This window comes from Microbacterium shaanxiense, from assembly GCF_054779995.1.
Genome location: NZ_BAAGXE010000004.1, coordinates 412,847 through 427,401 on the forward strand (window position 1 = coordinate 412,847; position 14,555 = coordinate 427,401).

A 14,555-nucleotide genomic window follows, 5' to 3' on the forward strand; every position below is an offset into this window, starting at 1 on the left:
GTTTACTCTCCCTCTTCCTCGGAGTCCGTCTCGGACGTCGTGCCTGTCGTGCCGGGGAGGTTGTTCAGACGGTCGTACGCGTCCGTGATGTCGCCGGTGTTGCCCTCTTCGCGGAGGGACTCGACGTAGGCGTCGTACTCGTCCTGCTCCACGACCTTCACGTTGAAGAGCATCATCGAGTGGTACTCGCCGCAGAGCTCGGCGCACTTACCGGCGTACTCGCCCACGCGGGTCGGGATGAAGGACCAGGAGTTGTCCTTCCCGATGTACATGTCCTTCTTGTAGAGGAAGTCGATGATCCAGAAGGAGTGGATGACGTCACGGGACTGAAGGCTGATGTGCACCTTCTGGTCGACCGGGAGGACCAGCGTCGGCAGCTTCTCGGTGTCGATGTTGCCCTCGGCGTCGGGCTGAGCCTGCACACCCATCGTCCACACCGCGTCGGACAGATCGTCGTCCTCGCCGGCGTACATGAAGTCGAACGCCCACTGCTTGCCGATCGCGGTGATCTCGACGTCTGCGTCGTCCCACTGCGTCTCGATCTCGGCCTGGTCGCGCGCCGTGAAGAAGAACATCCCCATCACGAGGATCAGCGGGATCACCGTGTAGAAGATCTCGATCGGCATGTTGTAGCGCATCTGCACCGGCAGGCCGGCCTGGCCCTTGCGACGGCGGTATGCGACAGCAGCCCAGCCCATCAGAGCCCACGTGATCATGCCGACCGCGAGGAGGACGATCCAGGAGTTGACCCAGAGGCCGGCTACGCGGTCGGTCTGGTTCGTCGCGGCGGTGCCGTCTTCTACGAAGCCCGGGAGGAATCCGTGAAGCTCGGTGGGAGAACATCCCGCCAGGGCCACGGCTGTCGCGATTCCCACAGGAATGGCGACCCAACGAAGGCGGCGTTTCGAGGGCACGATGCACCTTTCAAGATGACGGACAAGGCGTAGTCAAGTCTAGGGCAACCTCACACCTGATTCATGCCAACCACGCAGGTCGGGCACGGCTGTCACTCAGTGGAAGCTGTCTCCACATGCGCAACTTCCCGCTGCATTCGGGTTGTCGATGGTGAAGCCCTGCTCCGAGATCGTGTCCTTGAAATCGATCGCCGCGCCGTCGAGGTACGGCACGCTCATGTTGTCGACGATGACCTCCACGCCGCCGAAGTCGACGGTCTCGTCGCCCTCGAGATAGCGCTCGTCGAAGTACAGCTGGTAGATCAGACCCGAGCATCCGCCGGGCTGGACGGCCACGCGCAGGCGCAGGTCGTCGCGGCCCTCCTGCTCGAGGAGGTTCTTCACCTTGGTCGCCGCGGCGTCGGTGAGGGTGACGCCGTGTGCGGTCGAAGTCTCTGTGGTCAGCGTGGTGTCGCTCATGTCGCTCCTTGTGACAGGCCGCGCGTGCAGGCGGCGGTGTGTTCTGATTCTACCTTCGGGCGCCCGCAGGGGCGCTGATCTCGATGCGAGAGCCGATCACTGCCTGATCTCGTTCATGCGCGTGAGCAGCAGTGCTTCGGTCGCGATCGCGTGCCGGAAGGTGTCGAGGTGCAGGGATTCGTTCGGACTGTGCGCCCGCGCGTGCGGATCCTCCACCCCGGTGACGAGGATCTGCGCCTCGGGGAACTCCCGCACGAGATCGGCGATGAACGGGATGGATCCTCCCACTCCGAGGTCGACGGGATCGGCGCCGTAGCCGTCCGCCATGGCCTGGCGTGCGAGGCCGACCGCCCACCCGCTGGTGTCCACGAGGAAGCCGTTGCCGAGGTCGACGTCGGAGAAGGTCAGCTCCGCACCGAACGGCGCGTGGGCGCGCAGATGCGACTCCAGCGCGGCATACGCTTCCTCGCCGGACTGCCCGGGGGCCACCCGTGCGCTGATCACCACGGTCACCTCGGGCAGCAGGGTGTTGGATGCCGACGCCACGCTGGTCGCGTCGATGCCGATGACCGTGACGGCCGGCTTGTTCCAGATCCGGCTCAGGATGGTTCCCCGTCCGATCGGTGACGTGCCGGAAAGGAGCCCGGCCTCATCACGCAGCGTCTCCTCGGTGTAGTCGGGCGTCGGCGTGTCGGTCTCCGTGAGACCGTCGACGGCCACCGCGCCGTCGTCGTCCCAGAGGGTGGCGAGCAGGCGCACCGTGGCCATCATGGCGTCGGGCACCGCTCCCCCGAACATCCCGGAGTGCGACGCGTGGTCGAGGGTGCGCACCTTCATCGTGAAGCGCGCGTTCCCCCGCAGGGACACGGTGAGTCCCGGAGTGACCGAATCCCAGTTGCCCGAGTCGGCGACGACGATGGCGTCAGCGCGCAGGGCATCGGCGTTGTCGCTGAGGAACTGCGCGAACGACCGCGAGCCGTACTCCTCCTCGCCCTCGATGAACAACGAGACGCCGAGCTCGAGGTCGTCGCCGAGAACCTCGGAGACCGCTCGCAACGACGCGATGTGCGCCATGATGCCGGCCTTGTCGTCGGCGGCTCCGCGCCCGTACAGGCGCCCGTCGCGCACTGTCGGCTCGAACGGCGGCGTCTCCCAGAGCTCGTCGGCCCCGGGAGGCTGCACGTCGTGGTGCGCGTAGAGGAGGATCGTCGGCTTTCCGTTGCGCGCAGCCCTCGTCGCCAGCACTGCGGGCTGGCCGTGCTCGTCAGTGCCGGGTATCGCGGCACGCAGCACCTTGACGTCGTCGAAGACGCCGGTGCCGGTCGCGAGCGCCGCGACGCGCTCCGCGCTGCGCTCGAGCTGGGTCTGATCGAACGACGGCCAGGCGATGCCGGGGATCCGCACGAGATCTCCCAGGTCGGACAGCGCCGAGGGGATGCCGATGGCCACCGCCTCCGTGACTGCTGATTCGATCGTTGGGTCGACGTTCGGCGTCTGTGAAGTCATGCGAGTAATCTTAAGGCTGAACACCGATTTCTATCCGAGGAGCCTCGTGGCCACTTCCACCCCACCCACGAACGACGACGCGGCCGCCCAGACGCCGACCGTCGGCAAGGGACGCCCGACGCCCAGCCGCGCCGAGCAGGAGGCCGCACGTCGTCGTCCGCTGGTCGCCGACACGAAGGAGGCCCGCGCCGCTGCGAAGCAGCAGATGCGCGAACAGCGCGAGCGCGCGCAGGCCGGCATGGCCGCAGGCGAGGACAAGTACCTTCCGCCGCGCGACAAGGGTCCGCAGCGCCGTTGGGTGCGCGACTACGTCGACGCCGGCTGGCACCTGTCGGAGTGGGTCATGGCGCTCATGGTCGTTGTGATCCTCGTGTCGCTCGTGCCCGACCCGACATTCTCGTTCTTCGCATTCATCGGCCTGTGGGCGTTCATCGTCATCGCGGTGATCGACATGGTGCTGCTCGGCATCCGCGTCAAGCGCAAGGTCGCCGCCAAGTTCGGCAAGGACCGCATGGAGAAGGGTCTCGGCTGGTACGCCGCGATGCGCGCACTGCAGATGCGCTTCATGCGCCTGCCCAAGCCGCAGGTCAAGCGCGGGCAGTACCCCGGCTGAGCCCTCGATTGATCTGACGGGCCCACAGCGGTCCGCGGTAGAGGAACGCCGTGTAGCCCTGCACCAGGGTGGCACCGGCATCCAGGCGCTCCTGCACGTCGGATGATGTCTCGACGCCTCCCACCGAGATGACGCAGAAATCGCTCGGCACGGCGTCGCGCACGACTCGCAGCACCTCCATCGACCGCTCACGCAGCGGTGCTCCGGAGAGTCCGCCCGCGCCGGCCGCTTCGACGACTGCGGCATCCGTGCTCAGCCCCTCGCGACTGATCGTGGTGTTGTGCGCGATGATGCCGTCGAGTCCTTCAGCCACGGCGAGCCGCGCGATCGCGGCGATCTCCTCGTCCGGCAGGTCAGGAGCGATCTTCACCAGCAGAGGTGTGGGTCCGGCGGCGGCTTTGACCGCACGCAGCAGTGGTGCGAGCGTCTCGACCGCCTGCAGGCCGCGGAGGCCCGGGGTGTTGGGCGATGACACGTTCACGGCCAGGTAGTCGGCGAGGGGTGCGAGCTTCGTCGTGCTGGCGACGTAGTCGGCCGTCGCGTGCTCCACCTCGACGATGCGGCTCTTGCCGATGTTCACGCCGATGACCGTCTTCGGGCGACGCCGGCGCAGCCTCTCGAGGCGGCGCGCCGCAGCGTCGGCTCCGGCGTTGTTGAAGCCCATCCTGTTGATCACCGCTCGATCCGGCACGAGACGGAACAGGCGCGGCTTCGGGTTGCCGTCCTGTCCGACAGCCGTGATCGTCCCGATCTCGACATGCCCGAACCCGAGGGCGGCGAGTCCGCGCACGCCCACGGCGTTCTTGTCGAACCCGGCGGCTACGCCGAAGGGCGATTCGAACGTGAGCCCGAGCGTCTGAACCCGCAGCTCAGGCGACGGCGACGTCATCGTGCGCGTGACCCACGAGAACGGGGGGACGCCGAGCACTCGGATCACCGCCATCGCGGCGTGGTGGGCGAACTCGGGGTCGAAGCGCGTCAGGACAGCGCGGAAGAGCAGCGGATACATCCCTGCCAGATTACCGGTCGGCGGAATCCTGTCGGGACGCCGCATGCTCGGCGCGCAGCTCGCCGATGACGCTCTCGAAGTCCTCCAGCGAGTCGAAGGCCTGGTAGACGCTCGCGAAGCGCAGATACGCGACTTCGTCGAGGTCGCGCAGCGGCCCGAGGATCGCGAGACCGATCTCGTTGGCGTCGAGCTGCGACACACCGGTCTGGCGCACCGCCTCCTCGACCCGCTGAGCGAGGATCGCGAGGTCGGCTTCGGTCACCGGCCTGCCCTGGCACGCCTTGCGGACGCCCGAGATGACCTTCTCCCGACTGAAGGGCTCCATCACGCCTGAGCGCTTGATCACGTTGAGACTCGCGGTCTCGGTGGTGGTGAATCTTCCCCCGCACTCGGGGCACTGACGGCGTCGGCGGATCGAGAGTCCGTCGTCGCTCGTGCGGGAGTCGATCACGCGGGAGTCCGGATGACGGCAGAAGGGGCAGTGCATGGTGTTACAGCGTAGTCGCTACCCCGGCTGCTCCCTGGAAGCGGGCCTCGATCGCTTCGCCGTGAGCGGGAAGCGCTTCGGCGTTCGCGAGGGCGACGACCCCTTCGCGCACGGCCGCGAGGGCTGCATGATCGTAGGAGATCACCTGCTGCGGGCGCAGGAACGTGTACGCCCCCAGGCCCGGCGCGTAGCGGGCCTGGCCACCGGTCGGCAGGACGTGATTGCTGCCGGCCATGTAGTCGCCGAGGCTCACCGGGGTCTGGTCGCCGACGAACACGGCACCGGCGCTGGTGAAGACGGATGCCGCTGCTTCGGCGTCCGCCAGGTGGAGCTCGAGGTGCTCCGGGGCGTACGCGTTGCTGAAGGCGGTCGCCATCTCGCGGTCATCGACCAGGACGATCGCCGACTGCGGCCCGGCGAGCGAGACCGCGACGCGTTCGCTGTGCATGGTGACGGCCGCAGCCTGTTCGATCTCGAGGGCGACGCGCTCGGCGAGGCCAGCGTCATCGGTGACGAGCACGGCAGACGCCTGCTCATCGTGCTCCGCCTGGCTGACGAGGTCTGCAGCGATCAGGCGCGCATCCGCCGCCGCATCCGCGACGATGAGGATCTCGGTCGCCCCGGCTTCGGAATCCGTGCCGACGACTCCCGCGACCACGCGCTTGGCCGACGCGACGTAGTTGTTGCCTGGACCGGATACGACGTCCACAGGGTCGAGGCCGATTCCGGGAACGCCCCAGGCGAATGCGCCGATGGCGCCGGCCCCTCCCATGGCGTACACCTCGGTGATGCCGAGGAGACCTGCTGCTGCGAGAATCACAGGATGGACCCGACCGCCCTGGTCATGTTGCGGCGGAGAGGCGAGCGCGATCTTCTCGACGCCGGCGATCTGCGCCGGCACGACGTTCATGATCACGCTGGATGGGTAGACAGCCTTGCCACCAGGGATGTAGACACCCACGCGCTGAACCGGCTGCCAACGCTGCGTGATGCGTGCACCGGGGCCGATCTCTGTCACACGAGGATCCGGCACCTGTGCGGTCGAAGCCCGGCGCACCCGTACGATCGCTTCGTCGAGAGCAGATCTGACTTCGGGTGCGAGGGCCGCGAGGGCATCATCGATGTGAGACACGGGCACAAGGAGATCGTGGCCGGTGACTCCGTCGAACTTCTCCGCTTGAGCGCGCAGCGCATCCTCTCCCCCGGCACGGACGTCATCGACGATCCGCGCCGCGGTCTCCAGCGCCTCGGCTCTGGCCTGCGTGGCGCGGGGCACGGCGGCGAGCATGTCAGCCGGCGAGAGCTTCTGCCCTCGTAGATCGATCGTTCGCACTTCAGCCCTTCGTGATGTCTGCGATGTCGTGCAGGTAGCCGATACGTCCGTCGTCGTGTCGGATCACGTATGCGCCGCCTCGATCTTCGACCACCAGCGCCCACGCGGTCGGCCCGATGCGGAACAGCGGCTCACCGCGCTCGTCGTACACATCGCGCTCCGTGGGCGCGAGGGCCCAGAACGGCTGCGATGACACGACAGTCGCGGCATCGGACGCCGCAACCGTGGACGCCGCATCCGGCTGAGTCACTGCGCGCGGCGACGTGGTGTCGAGATCCTCGATCACCTCGGTGCTGTTCTCGGCAGCGGGCGCGGCAACCTCCGCATACGCGGTGCCGTCCGTGAGCTCGTCGGCGGCGTCCGTCTCGCCGTCCTGATCGTCTTCGGACTGCGCACGAGAAGTGCGAGCGTATGCGGGGACGTAATCGCTGTCGTCTGCGCCCACCGTCGTTCCGAGACCGATGTCGGATGCGAATCCCGACGTGCCGCGAAGGTCGCCGCTCGATGCGTGCGCAGTCGACGACACTCGCTCGCCGAGTCCGAGCTGCGCGATCTCGTCGCTCGGGTGCTCATCGGTGGGTTCTTCATCGATGACCGACGGCGCCGGTGCGGCCGGGACGGGCTTCTCAGGACGCGGACGCGGGATCACAGGCCTGACCGGGTTGGCGTTGCGATGGGCGAGCGTGACCAGACGTCCATGGAAGTCCTCGCGCAGCCTCGGGATCAGAGGTGCGAAGACCGTAAGCGCGACGAGCGCGAGTGCCGCGACGAGCTGGAGGATCGTGAGCCATGTCAACGCGAACTCGCCCGTTGCTGCGGAGACCATCATGAGGTCCCAGTTGCCGGTCGCCCAATAGAGGGCGCTCACCGAGAACGCGACGGACGCGAACTGGTCGATTCCGAGCGACCCCACCCTGCGGATGCCCTCCGGGGAGAAGCGACGCAGCACGATGAGGAACACGGCGGCTGTCGGCAATCCGAGAGCGAGGACCCACTGGATTCCCTGCCCCCACAGCGATCCGGAGCCGTCGTAGGCGTGGATCGGGAAGAAGGAGGTGACGAAGGCGATGAACCACACGCCGACGATGAGCACCTCACGCAGCGTGAAGCCGAAGAACCCGTGCTGAGGAGTGACCTCTTCGTCGTAGAGCACTCCGTCGTCGTCCGCGAAGGGTGCGGACTCGACCGGGTCGGACGGCTCTCGTTCGCCGGACAGGGGGGATTCCGTGCTCATGAAGCGTGGTCCTTTCAACGTGGCGCACTCTGACTGAGCTTGTGCGCCCAACGCGTCCCGATACTACCCGCTGCATCCGGGAGGCGCATGGTGCAGGAATACCCATTCACCCCAGGCAGGCGGGCCCGAGAAGCGACTTCAGGTCACCGAACAGATCGGCGGAGACCTTCACCGGCATCGGCACCTCGAACACCTTCGCCGTGCTGCCGCGGTGCACCCGCAGCACCACTTCGGTCTCGCCGTTGTGTCGGCGCAGCACCTCGGCGAGGTCGTGCATCACCCGCTCGGTGGCGCGCTGCTCGGCGAGCACCAGCGCGAGCGGACCGGTCGCATCGAACGAACCGACATCGGGAGAGAAGGCCGACTGCGCATGCAGGTTGAGGCCGTCGTCACGACGTGAGACCCGGCCGCGCACCGCGAGGATCGCGTCCTGCTGCAGCGTGTGCTGGAACTCGGTGTAGGTCTTGCCCATGAACATCACGGTGACCTCGCCGTTGAAGTCCTCGATCGTGATCATGCCGTAGGGGTTTCCGCTGGCCTTCGCCACACGGTGCTGCACGCTGGTCACGAGACCGGCCACGGTGACCTGATCGCCGTCCTGCAGGTCTTCAGAGGCGAGCAGGTTGTGGATCGAGATGGATGCGTGCTTCGCCAGCGGCACCTCGAGCCCGGCAAGAGGGTGGTCGGAGACGTACAGGCCGAGCATCTCGCGTTCGAAGGCGAGCTTGTCCTTCTTCACCCACTCGGGGCGCGCAGGGACCTTGGCGGGAACGGCCTCTTCGACCGCGTCGTACAGACTGTCGAAGTCGAACCCGATCGCGCCCTGGGCCTCGTTGCGCTTCTGATCGACGGCGGCCTCGGTGGCATCCTCATGGATCTCCATGAGTGCACGGCGCGTGTCGCCCATCGAGTCGAATGCGCCGGCCTTGATCAGCGACTCGACAGTGCGCTTGTTCGAGACGTGCAGCGGCACCTTCTTGAGGAAGTCGTGGAAGGAATCGAAGTTGCTCTTCTCACGTGCCTTGACGATCCCGTCGACGACGTTGCTGCCGACGTTGCGCACTGCGCCGAGACCGAAACGGATGTCGTCGCCGACTGCCGCGAAGAAGTTGATCGACTCGCGCACGTCAGGCGGCAGCACCTGGATGCCCATGCGGCGGCACTCGTTGAGGTAGATCGCCATCTTGTCCTTGGAGTCGCCGACGCTCGTGAGCAGCGCCGCCATGTACTCGGCGGGATAGTGCGCCTTGAGGTAGGCGGTCCAGTACGAGACGACGCCGTACGCGGCGGAGTGCGCTTTGTTGAACGCGTAGTCGGAGAACGGCAGCAGGATCTCCCAGATCGCGTTGACCGCGCCGTCGGAGTACCCATTGGCGTGCATCCCCGCCTGGAAGCCCTCGAACTGCTTGTCCAGCTCCGACTTCTTCTTCTTTCCCATCGCGCGGCGGAGGATGTCTGCCTGCCCGAGGGAGAACCCGGCGACCTTCTGCGCGATCGCCATCACCTGCTCCTGGTAGATGATGAGGCCGTACGACTCGTCGAGGATGTCCTTGAGCGACTCGGTGAACTCGGGATGGATCGGAGTGATCGGCTGCAGCCCGTTCTTTCGCAGCGCGTAGTTCGTGTGCGAGTTCGCACCCATGGGTCCCGGGCGGTACAGCGCGATGAGTGCCGAGATGTCGCCGAAGTTGTCGGGCTTCATGAGGCGCATGAGGGAGCGCATTGGTCCGCCGTCGAGCTGGAAGACCCCGAGCGAATCGCCGCGGGCGAGCAGATCGTATGCGCCCTGGTCGTCGAGTGCGAGGTGCTCGAGATCGAGTTCCTCGCCCCTGTTGGTGCGGATGTTGTCGAGAGCATCCGAGATGATCGTGAGGTTGCGCAGCCCGAGGAAGTCCATCTTGATGAGCCCGAGGCTCTCGCATGACGGATAGTCGAACTGGGTGACGATCTGGCCGTCCTGCTCGCGGCGCATGATGGGGATGATGTCGAGCAGGGGCTCGCTCGACATGATCACGCCCGCGGCGTGCACACCCCACTGCCGCTTCAGTCCTTCGAGTCCGACGGCGCGGTCGAAGACGGTCTTCGCCTCCGGGTCGGTCTCGATCAGCGTGCGGAACTCGCTGGCCTCCTTGAACCGGGGATGCTTCGAGTCGAACATGCCGTCCAGCGGCATGTCCTTGCCCATCACGGGCGGCGGCATCGCCTTGGTCAGGCGCTCCCCCATGCTGAACGGGAAGCCCAGAACGCGTCCGGCATCCTTCAGGGCCTGCTTGGACTTGATCGTGCCGTACGTGACGATCTGCGCGACGCGCTCCGAGCCGTACTTCTCGGTGACGTAGTCGATCACCTCGCCGCGGCGACGATCATCGAAGTCGACGTCGAAGTCGGGCATCGAGACGCGGTCGGGGTTGAGGAACCGCTCGAAGATGAGGCCGTGCTCGATCGGGTCGAGGTCGGTGATCTTCATCGCGTACGCGACCATCGATCCCGCACCGGAACCACGGCCGGGACCGACGCGGATGCCGTTGTCCTTGGCCCAGTTGATGAAGTCGGCGACGACGAGGAAGTAGCCGGGGAACCCCATCTGCAGGATGATGCCGGTTTCGTACTCGGCGCGCTTGCGCACATTGTCGGGGATGCCGGACGGGTAGCGGTAGTGCAGCCCTGCCTCGACCTCCTTGATGAGCCAGCTGTCCTCCGTCTCGCCATCCGGCACGGGGAAACGCGGCATGTAGTTCGCGGAGGTGTTGAAGTCGACCTGGCAGCGCTCGGCGATGAGCAGCGTGTTGTCGCACGCCTCCGGGTTGTCGCGGAAGAGCTGGCGCATCTCCTGCGCGGTCTTGATGTAGTAGCCGTCGCCGTCGAACTTGAAGCGGTTCGGGTCGTCCATCGTCGATCCGGACTGCACGCACAGCAGTGCCGCGTGCGCGTCGGCCTCGTGCTGATGCGTGTAGTGCGAGTCGTTCGTACCGACCAGCGGGATGCCGAGATCCTTCGCAAGGCGCAGCAGATCGGTCATGATCCGGCGCTCGATCGAGAGCCCGTGATCCATGATCTCGGCGAAGTAGTTCTCCTTGCCGAAGATGTCCTGGAACTCGGCCGCAGCCGCTCGCGCAGCGTCGTACTGACCGAGACGCAGCCTCGTCTGGATCTCGCCCGACGGGCATCCGGTCGTGGCGATGAGCCCCTTGCCGTATGTCTGCAGCAGCTCGCGATCCATGCGGGGCTTGAAGTACTGGCCCTCGAGACTCGAGAGCGAGCTCAGCCGGAAGAGGTTGTGCATGCCCTCGGTGCTCTGGCTCCACATGGTCATGTGGGTGTAGGCACCGGAACCGGAGACGTCGTCGCGCTTCTGATCAGGGGAACCCCACGCCACGCGCGACTTGTCGCTGCGGTGGGTTCCGGGGGTGACGTAGGCCTCGAGGCCGATGATCGGTTTGACGCCCGCATTGTTCGCCGCGTTGTAGAACTCGAAGGCCGCGAAGGTGTTGCCGTGATCGGTGACCGCGATGGCCGGCATGCCGTAATCGGCAGCCGCCTGCGTCATCGAGTTGATCTTGGCAGCACCATCCAGCATCGAGTACTCGCTGTGCACGTGCAGGTGTACGAAGGAGTCGGATGCCACGTCTTCGAGTCTACGTCGGGGCAGGGACGCCGGCATTTTGATATGGCCTTCGTCTCGTCCCTATCCGGTGGGCAGCGAATCCACGATGCTGGTGGAGTAGCGCACCCAATGATCGGGCACGTCCGACGGCACGACCCCGATGCCCGCCTCGGCGCGCTCCGAAACCTCAAGCACGTTCCCCGTGCTCATCTCGATCGAGATCGTCATCCGGTACGAACCGGATTCCGTCGCGCCGGAGAGCGCCAACTGAGCGTCGAACGTTACCGTCCGCACACCGCTGACCTCGTCCGAGACGGTCGATCCAGGCAGGAGGCTGAGCGCACGGTACATCGCCGCTCGCAAGTCGGGCGGGCCGATGTTGTATGAAAGCATGTCGATGAAGAACCATCCCACCTTTCCCTCGGCCCATCCCGGCTGGTCCGTCCCAGCGAATTCCTGTGCCCACGCGACGAGTTCCTGAGGGTCACGAGGCATGCTCGCGAAGAACACGTCAAACGTCTCGGTTTCACCGACTCCATCCCATGGCGCGAACTTGGTGAACCCTTCGAGCGGGCGTCCCGCCATGTGCGTCGCGGCGTCGAGCTGCGACCGCTCGTACGCCTCCGCCAGATCCCCGTAGAACTCTCCGAGTCGAGGGGCGCTTCCCTCCGCGTACCAGGTGTCTGACAAGTCCGCCGGTATGTAGGTGACGCCGTCCATCAGCAGTTGCCACGCGCTTGTCGCCGTCTGGTGCGAGCCGCCCATGCCCCAGCTGCCGGAACCGCTTTCGTCACTGAGAACCAGCTCCGTGCTCGTCCACTCCCTGCGCAGGTACTGCCCCGGCTCGAGTTGCGGAGTGCCGAGCCCTTCCACGGTGTTGGCCGCGGAGTTGAGGACCTCGCTCGGAGATGATGGGGTCGGGACGGGAGTAGGAACCGGGGTCCGGACCGGACTTCGCGGATCGGACGTCTCGACCGGATTCGCACCGACCTGCGGACTCAACGAGGTCATCTGGTTGACGACCACGACGCCGACGGTGGCCGCAGCGGCTCCGGCCGCGATCCCTGCGATCACGAACATCGGCCGCCGGGCCGCGCGCTTGCGCGCGGAGCTGACGCTCGCGTCGATCTCCTCCATGAGAAACGATCGAGACCGGGCGTAGCGCGCCTCCGCGAGATCCACTCCTCCGTTGACCTCACGCACGCTTTCCAAAACGTCCATCGACCTCTCCTTCCTTCTCATAGCTCTTCGGTTCGATTCGAGTTGACCGGTCCGGGTCCAGTCGTCGGCGAACCCTGTTGAGTCGTGAACGGACAGTACCGATCGGCACGCCGAGTGCGGACGCGGTCTCCCCGTAAGTCAGGTCGCCCCACGCGTACAGCAGAAGGGTCTCCCTGTCCTTCGTGGACAACGCTGCGATCAACGGCGCCAGCCGCCGGGTCGAACTCGCGGCATCCAACCGGGCGATCAGCGGTTCGGTGCCGTCGTGGGAGTGATCGATCCCCTGTCCGGCGGTCGCCACGAGAGTGCGCCAGTTCTTCGCCTCCTGCGCACGGTGCTTCCGCATGAGGCGCGATGCGATCCCGAGCAGCCACGGGACAGATGACTCCACCGTCAGGTCGAACGATTCCCTGCGCTTGAAGGCGACGAGGAATGTCTCGCTGACCACGTCTTCAGCTGCGTCGGATCCGATTCGTCGCGCCGCGAAGCCGCCGACGCTCCGTGCATGCCGATCGAACAATTCAGCGAAGACTCGAGGGTGCTCGAGCGATCGCCGGATGATCTCGCTGTCTGTGCTCACACTATGTATTGCCCTGCCGTGCGAGAACAGTTCACGAAATCTTCCGCAGGTCGAGCCGCATCAGCACCCGTGGGAAACCGTTCAGCACAGAACTCGTCTCGGCGGCCTGAACGAAACCCGCCTTCTCGAACATCGCCTTCGTGCCGACGTACGCCATTGTGAGATCGACCTTCTCCCCCCGATTGTCGACGGGGTACCCCTCGATGACCGGAGCGCCGCGTTCACGGGCGTAAGCCACGGCGCCCTCGATCAGCGCATGAGAGATGCCCTGCTTGCGATATCCCGGCCGCACGCGGAAGCACCACAACGACCAGACATCGAGATCGTCGACGTGCGGGATCAGCCGGTTGCGCGCGAAACTCGTGTCTCGCCGAGGATGCAGCGCCGCCCATCCGACGGGCTCATCATCGAGGTAGGCGATCACCCCCGGTGGCGGATCGTGCTCGCACAGCTCGCGCACGCGCGCAGCACGCGCCTCTCCGCGCAGTGCCACGTTCTCCTTGTTCCCCAGCCGATAGCTCAGGCAGAAGCACACGTTCGACGTCGGCTTCTTCGGGCCGACGAGCGTTACGACGTCGTCGAAGACCGTCGCCGGTCGGACACGGATGCTCATGCCGACAGTGTGGCGGATGCCGTCGACATCCGCCACGGACCCCGATCAGCGATGGCGCCGTTCACTCCCCGCGCAGGACCTCCAGGGCGTGCAGGAAGTCGGCGGGATACGGCGACTCGAACTGCACCCACTCCCCCGTGGCCGGATGCGTGAAGCCGAGCCGGTGCGCGTGCAGCCACTGCCTCGTGAGCCCCAGCCGCGCCGCCATCGTCGGGTCGGCGCCGTAGAGCGGATCACCGACGCACGGATGCCGGTGAGCGGCCATGTGCACACGGATCTGATGCGTGCGCCCGGTCTCGAGATGGATCTCCAGCAACGACGCCCCAGGGAACGCCTCGAGCGTCTCGTAGTGAGTTACCGAGTCCTTGCCGGAGGGCGTGACGGCGAACTTCCATGAATGATTCGGATGCCTGCCGATCGGCGCATCGATCGTGCCGGCAAGAGGGTCGGGGCGGCCCTGCACCACTGCGTGGTAGACCTTCTCGACCGTGCGTTCCTTGAACGCGTGCTTCAACGCCGTGTACGCGGATTCGGTCTTCGCGACGACCATGAGGCCGCTCGTGCCGACATCCAGACGATGCACGATCCCCGCCCGTTCCGCCGCACCGCTGGTGGCCACCCGGAAGCCGGCGCCGGCCAGAGCCCCGAGAACGGTCGGACCGTCCCATCCCTGCGACGGGTGAGCCGCGACACCGGATGGCTTGTCCACCACGACGATGTCGTCATCATCGTGGATGATCCCCAGCTCGGGCACCACCACCGGCACGATCTTCGGCTCTTCCCTCGGCTGCCATTCGACGCTCAGCCATCCGCCCGCGCGAAGACGGTCGGACTTGCCCAGTGTCACGCCGTCCAGGCTCACACCACCGGCCTCGGCGACCTCTGCGGCGAAAGTGCGGGAGAAACCGAGCATCTTCGCCAGGGCGGCGTCGACACGCGCGCCTTCGAGCCCGTCCGGCACCGGCAACGACCGGGACTGCAT

General features: G+C 66.3%; 13 protein-coding genes. 1 reads left to right on the top strand and 12 read right to left on the bottom strand.

Features of this window, described 5'->3' with window-relative positions:
* Positions 1 to 2: 2 nt before the first annotated feature.
* From ctaC to ACYVG2_RS15460, 3 genes are all read right to left on the bottom strand, one after another.
* Positions 3 to 914: an aa3-type cytochrome oxidase subunit II gene (gene ctaC / locus ACYVG2_RS15450; protein ID WP_460781786.1), complete on the bottom strand. Its 912-nt coding sequence runs from the start codon at positions 912 to 914 to the stop codon at positions 3 to 5.
* Positions 915 to 1,010: 96 nt separating this feature from the next.
* Positions 1,011 to 1,373 (bottom strand): iron-sulfur cluster insertion protein ErpA, encoded by a 363-nt coding sequence (gene erpA / locus ACYVG2_RS15455; protein WP_448965913.1) that lies wholly within the window; start codon positions 1,371 to 1,373, stop codon positions 1,011 to 1,013.
* A 96-nt stretch (positions 1,374 to 1,469) separates the two neighbouring features.
* Positions 1,470 to 2,879: a M20/M25/M40 family metallo-hydrolase gene (locus ACYVG2_RS15460; RefSeq protein WP_460781787.1), complete on the bottom strand. Its 1,410-nt coding sequence runs from the start codon at positions 2,877 to 2,879 to the stop codon at positions 1,470 to 1,472.
* Here ACYVG2_RS15460 and ACYVG2_RS15465 point away from each other — a divergent pair.
* Positions 2,878 to 3,492: a DUF3043 domain-containing protein gene (locus tag ACYVG2_RS15465; RefSeq protein WP_448965915.1), complete on the top strand. Its 615-nt coding sequence runs from the start codon at positions 2,878 to 2,880 to the stop codon at positions 3,490 to 3,492. The two genes, ACYVG2_RS15460 and ACYVG2_RS15465, sit on opposite strands and share 2 nt — an antisense overlap.
* Here the strand turns inward: ACYVG2_RS15465 and ACYVG2_RS15470 are convergent.
* The 9 genes from ACYVG2_RS15470 to ACYVG2_RS15510 all read right to left on the bottom strand — a co-directional run bounded on the left by ACYVG2_RS15470 (position 3,467) and on the right by ACYVG2_RS15510 (position 14,555).
* Positions 3,467 to 4,501 (bottom strand): quinone-dependent dihydroorotate dehydrogenase, encoded by a 1,035-nt coding sequence (locus tag ACYVG2_RS15470; protein WP_460781788.1) that lies wholly within the window; start codon positions 4,499 to 4,501, stop codon positions 3,467 to 3,469. The two genes, ACYVG2_RS15465 and ACYVG2_RS15470, sit on opposite strands and share 26 nt — an antisense overlap.
* 10 nt (positions 4,502 to 4,511) lie before the next feature.
* On the bottom strand, positions 4,512 to 4,988 hold the full coding sequence (nrdR, locus tag ACYVG2_RS15475; protein WP_448965917.1) for a transcriptional regulator NrdR: 477 nt from the start codon (positions 4,986 to 4,988) through the stop codon (positions 4,512 to 4,514).
* A 4-nt stretch (positions 4,989 to 4,992) separates the two neighbouring features.
* A complete protein-coding gene (hisD, locus tag ACYVG2_RS15480; RefSeq protein WP_460781789.1) occupies positions 4,993 to 6,321 on the bottom strand; it encodes a histidinol dehydrogenase in 1,329 nt (442 codons plus the stop codon).
* A 1-nt stretch (position 6,322) separates the two neighbouring features.
* Complete coding sequence (locus tag ACYVG2_RS15485) at positions 6,323 to 7,555, bottom strand: hypothetical protein (RefSeq protein ID WP_460781790.1); 1,233 nt, start codon at positions 7,553 to 7,555, stop codon at positions 6,323 to 6,325.
* Between the two features lie 106 nt (positions 7,556 to 7,661).
* Positions 7,662 to 11,132: a DNA polymerase III subunit alpha gene (gene dnaE / locus ACYVG2_RS15490; protein WP_460781954.1), complete on the bottom strand. Its 3,471-nt coding sequence runs from the start codon at positions 11,130 to 11,132 to the stop codon at positions 7,662 to 7,664.
* Between the two features lie 108 nt (positions 11,133 to 11,240).
* Complete coding sequence (locus ACYVG2_RS15495; RefSeq protein ID WP_460781791.1) at positions 11,241 to 12,380, bottom strand: hypothetical protein; 1,140 nt, start codon at positions 12,378 to 12,380, stop codon at positions 11,241 to 11,243.
* Positions 12,355 to 12,960 (bottom strand): RNA polymerase sigma factor, encoded by a 606-nt coding sequence (locus ACYVG2_RS15500; RefSeq protein ID WP_460781792.1) that lies wholly within the window; start codon positions 12,958 to 12,960, stop codon positions 12,355 to 12,357. Before ACYVG2_RS15500 ends, ACYVG2_RS15495 begins: the two co-directional genes overlap by 26 nt.
* A gap of 31 nt (positions 12,961 to 12,991) precedes the next feature.
* Positions 12,992 to 13,573, bottom strand: a complete 582-nt coding sequence (locus ACYVG2_RS15505) for a GNAT family N-acetyltransferase (RefSeq protein WP_460781793.1) — start codon at positions 13,571 to 13,573, stop codon at positions 12,992 to 12,994.
* A 61-nt stretch (positions 13,574 to 13,634) separates the two neighbouring features.
* Positions 13,635 to 14,555, bottom strand: coding sequence for an RluA family pseudouridine synthase (locus ACYVG2_RS15510; RefSeq protein ID WP_460781794.1), 921 nt, complete (start codon positions 14,553 to 14,555; stop codon positions 13,635 to 13,637).

Bases quoted from the DNA above. Each gene is read 5' to 3' on its own strand.
- ACYVG2_RS15510 (WP_460781794.1), bottom strand. From the start codon at position 14,555: ATGCAGTCCCGGTCGTTGCCGGTGCCGGACGGGCTCGAAGGCGCGCGT.
- ACYVG2_RS15460 (WP_460781787.1), bottom strand. From the start codon at position 2,879: ATGACTTCACAGACGCCGAACGTCGACCCAACGATCGAATCAGCAGTC.
- nrdR (WP_448965917.1), bottom strand. From the start codon at position 4,988: ATGCACTGCCCCTTCTGCCGTCATCCGGACTCCCGCGTGATCGACTCC.
- ACYVG2_RS15485 (WP_460781790.1), bottom strand. From the start codon at position 7,555: ATGAGCACGGAATCCCCCCTGTCCGGCGAACGAGAGCCGTCCGACCCG.
- ACYVG2_RS15470 (WP_460781788.1), bottom strand. From the start codon at position 4,501: ATGTATCCGCTGCTCTTCCGCGCTGTCCTGACGCGCTTCGACCCCGAG.
- erpA (WP_448965913.1), bottom strand. From the start codon at position 1,373: ATGAGCGACACCACGCTGACCACAGAGACTTCGACCGCACACGGCGTC.
- dnaE (WP_460781954.1), bottom strand. From the start codon at position 11,132: ATGCTGGATGGTGCTGCCAAGATCAACTCGATGACGCAGGCGGCTGCC.
- ACYVG2_RS15495 (WP_460781791.1), bottom strand. From the start codon at position 12,380: ATGGACGTTTTGGAAAGCGTGCGTGAGGTCAACGGAGGAGTGGATCTC.
- ACYVG2_RS15505 (WP_460781793.1), bottom strand. From the start codon at position 13,573: ATGAGCATCCGTGTCCGACCGGCGACGGTCTTCGACGACGTCGTAACG.
- ACYVG2_RS15465 (WP_448965915.1), top strand. From the start codon at position 2,878: ATGCGAGTAATCTTAAGGCTGAACACCGATTTCTATCCGAGGAGCCTC.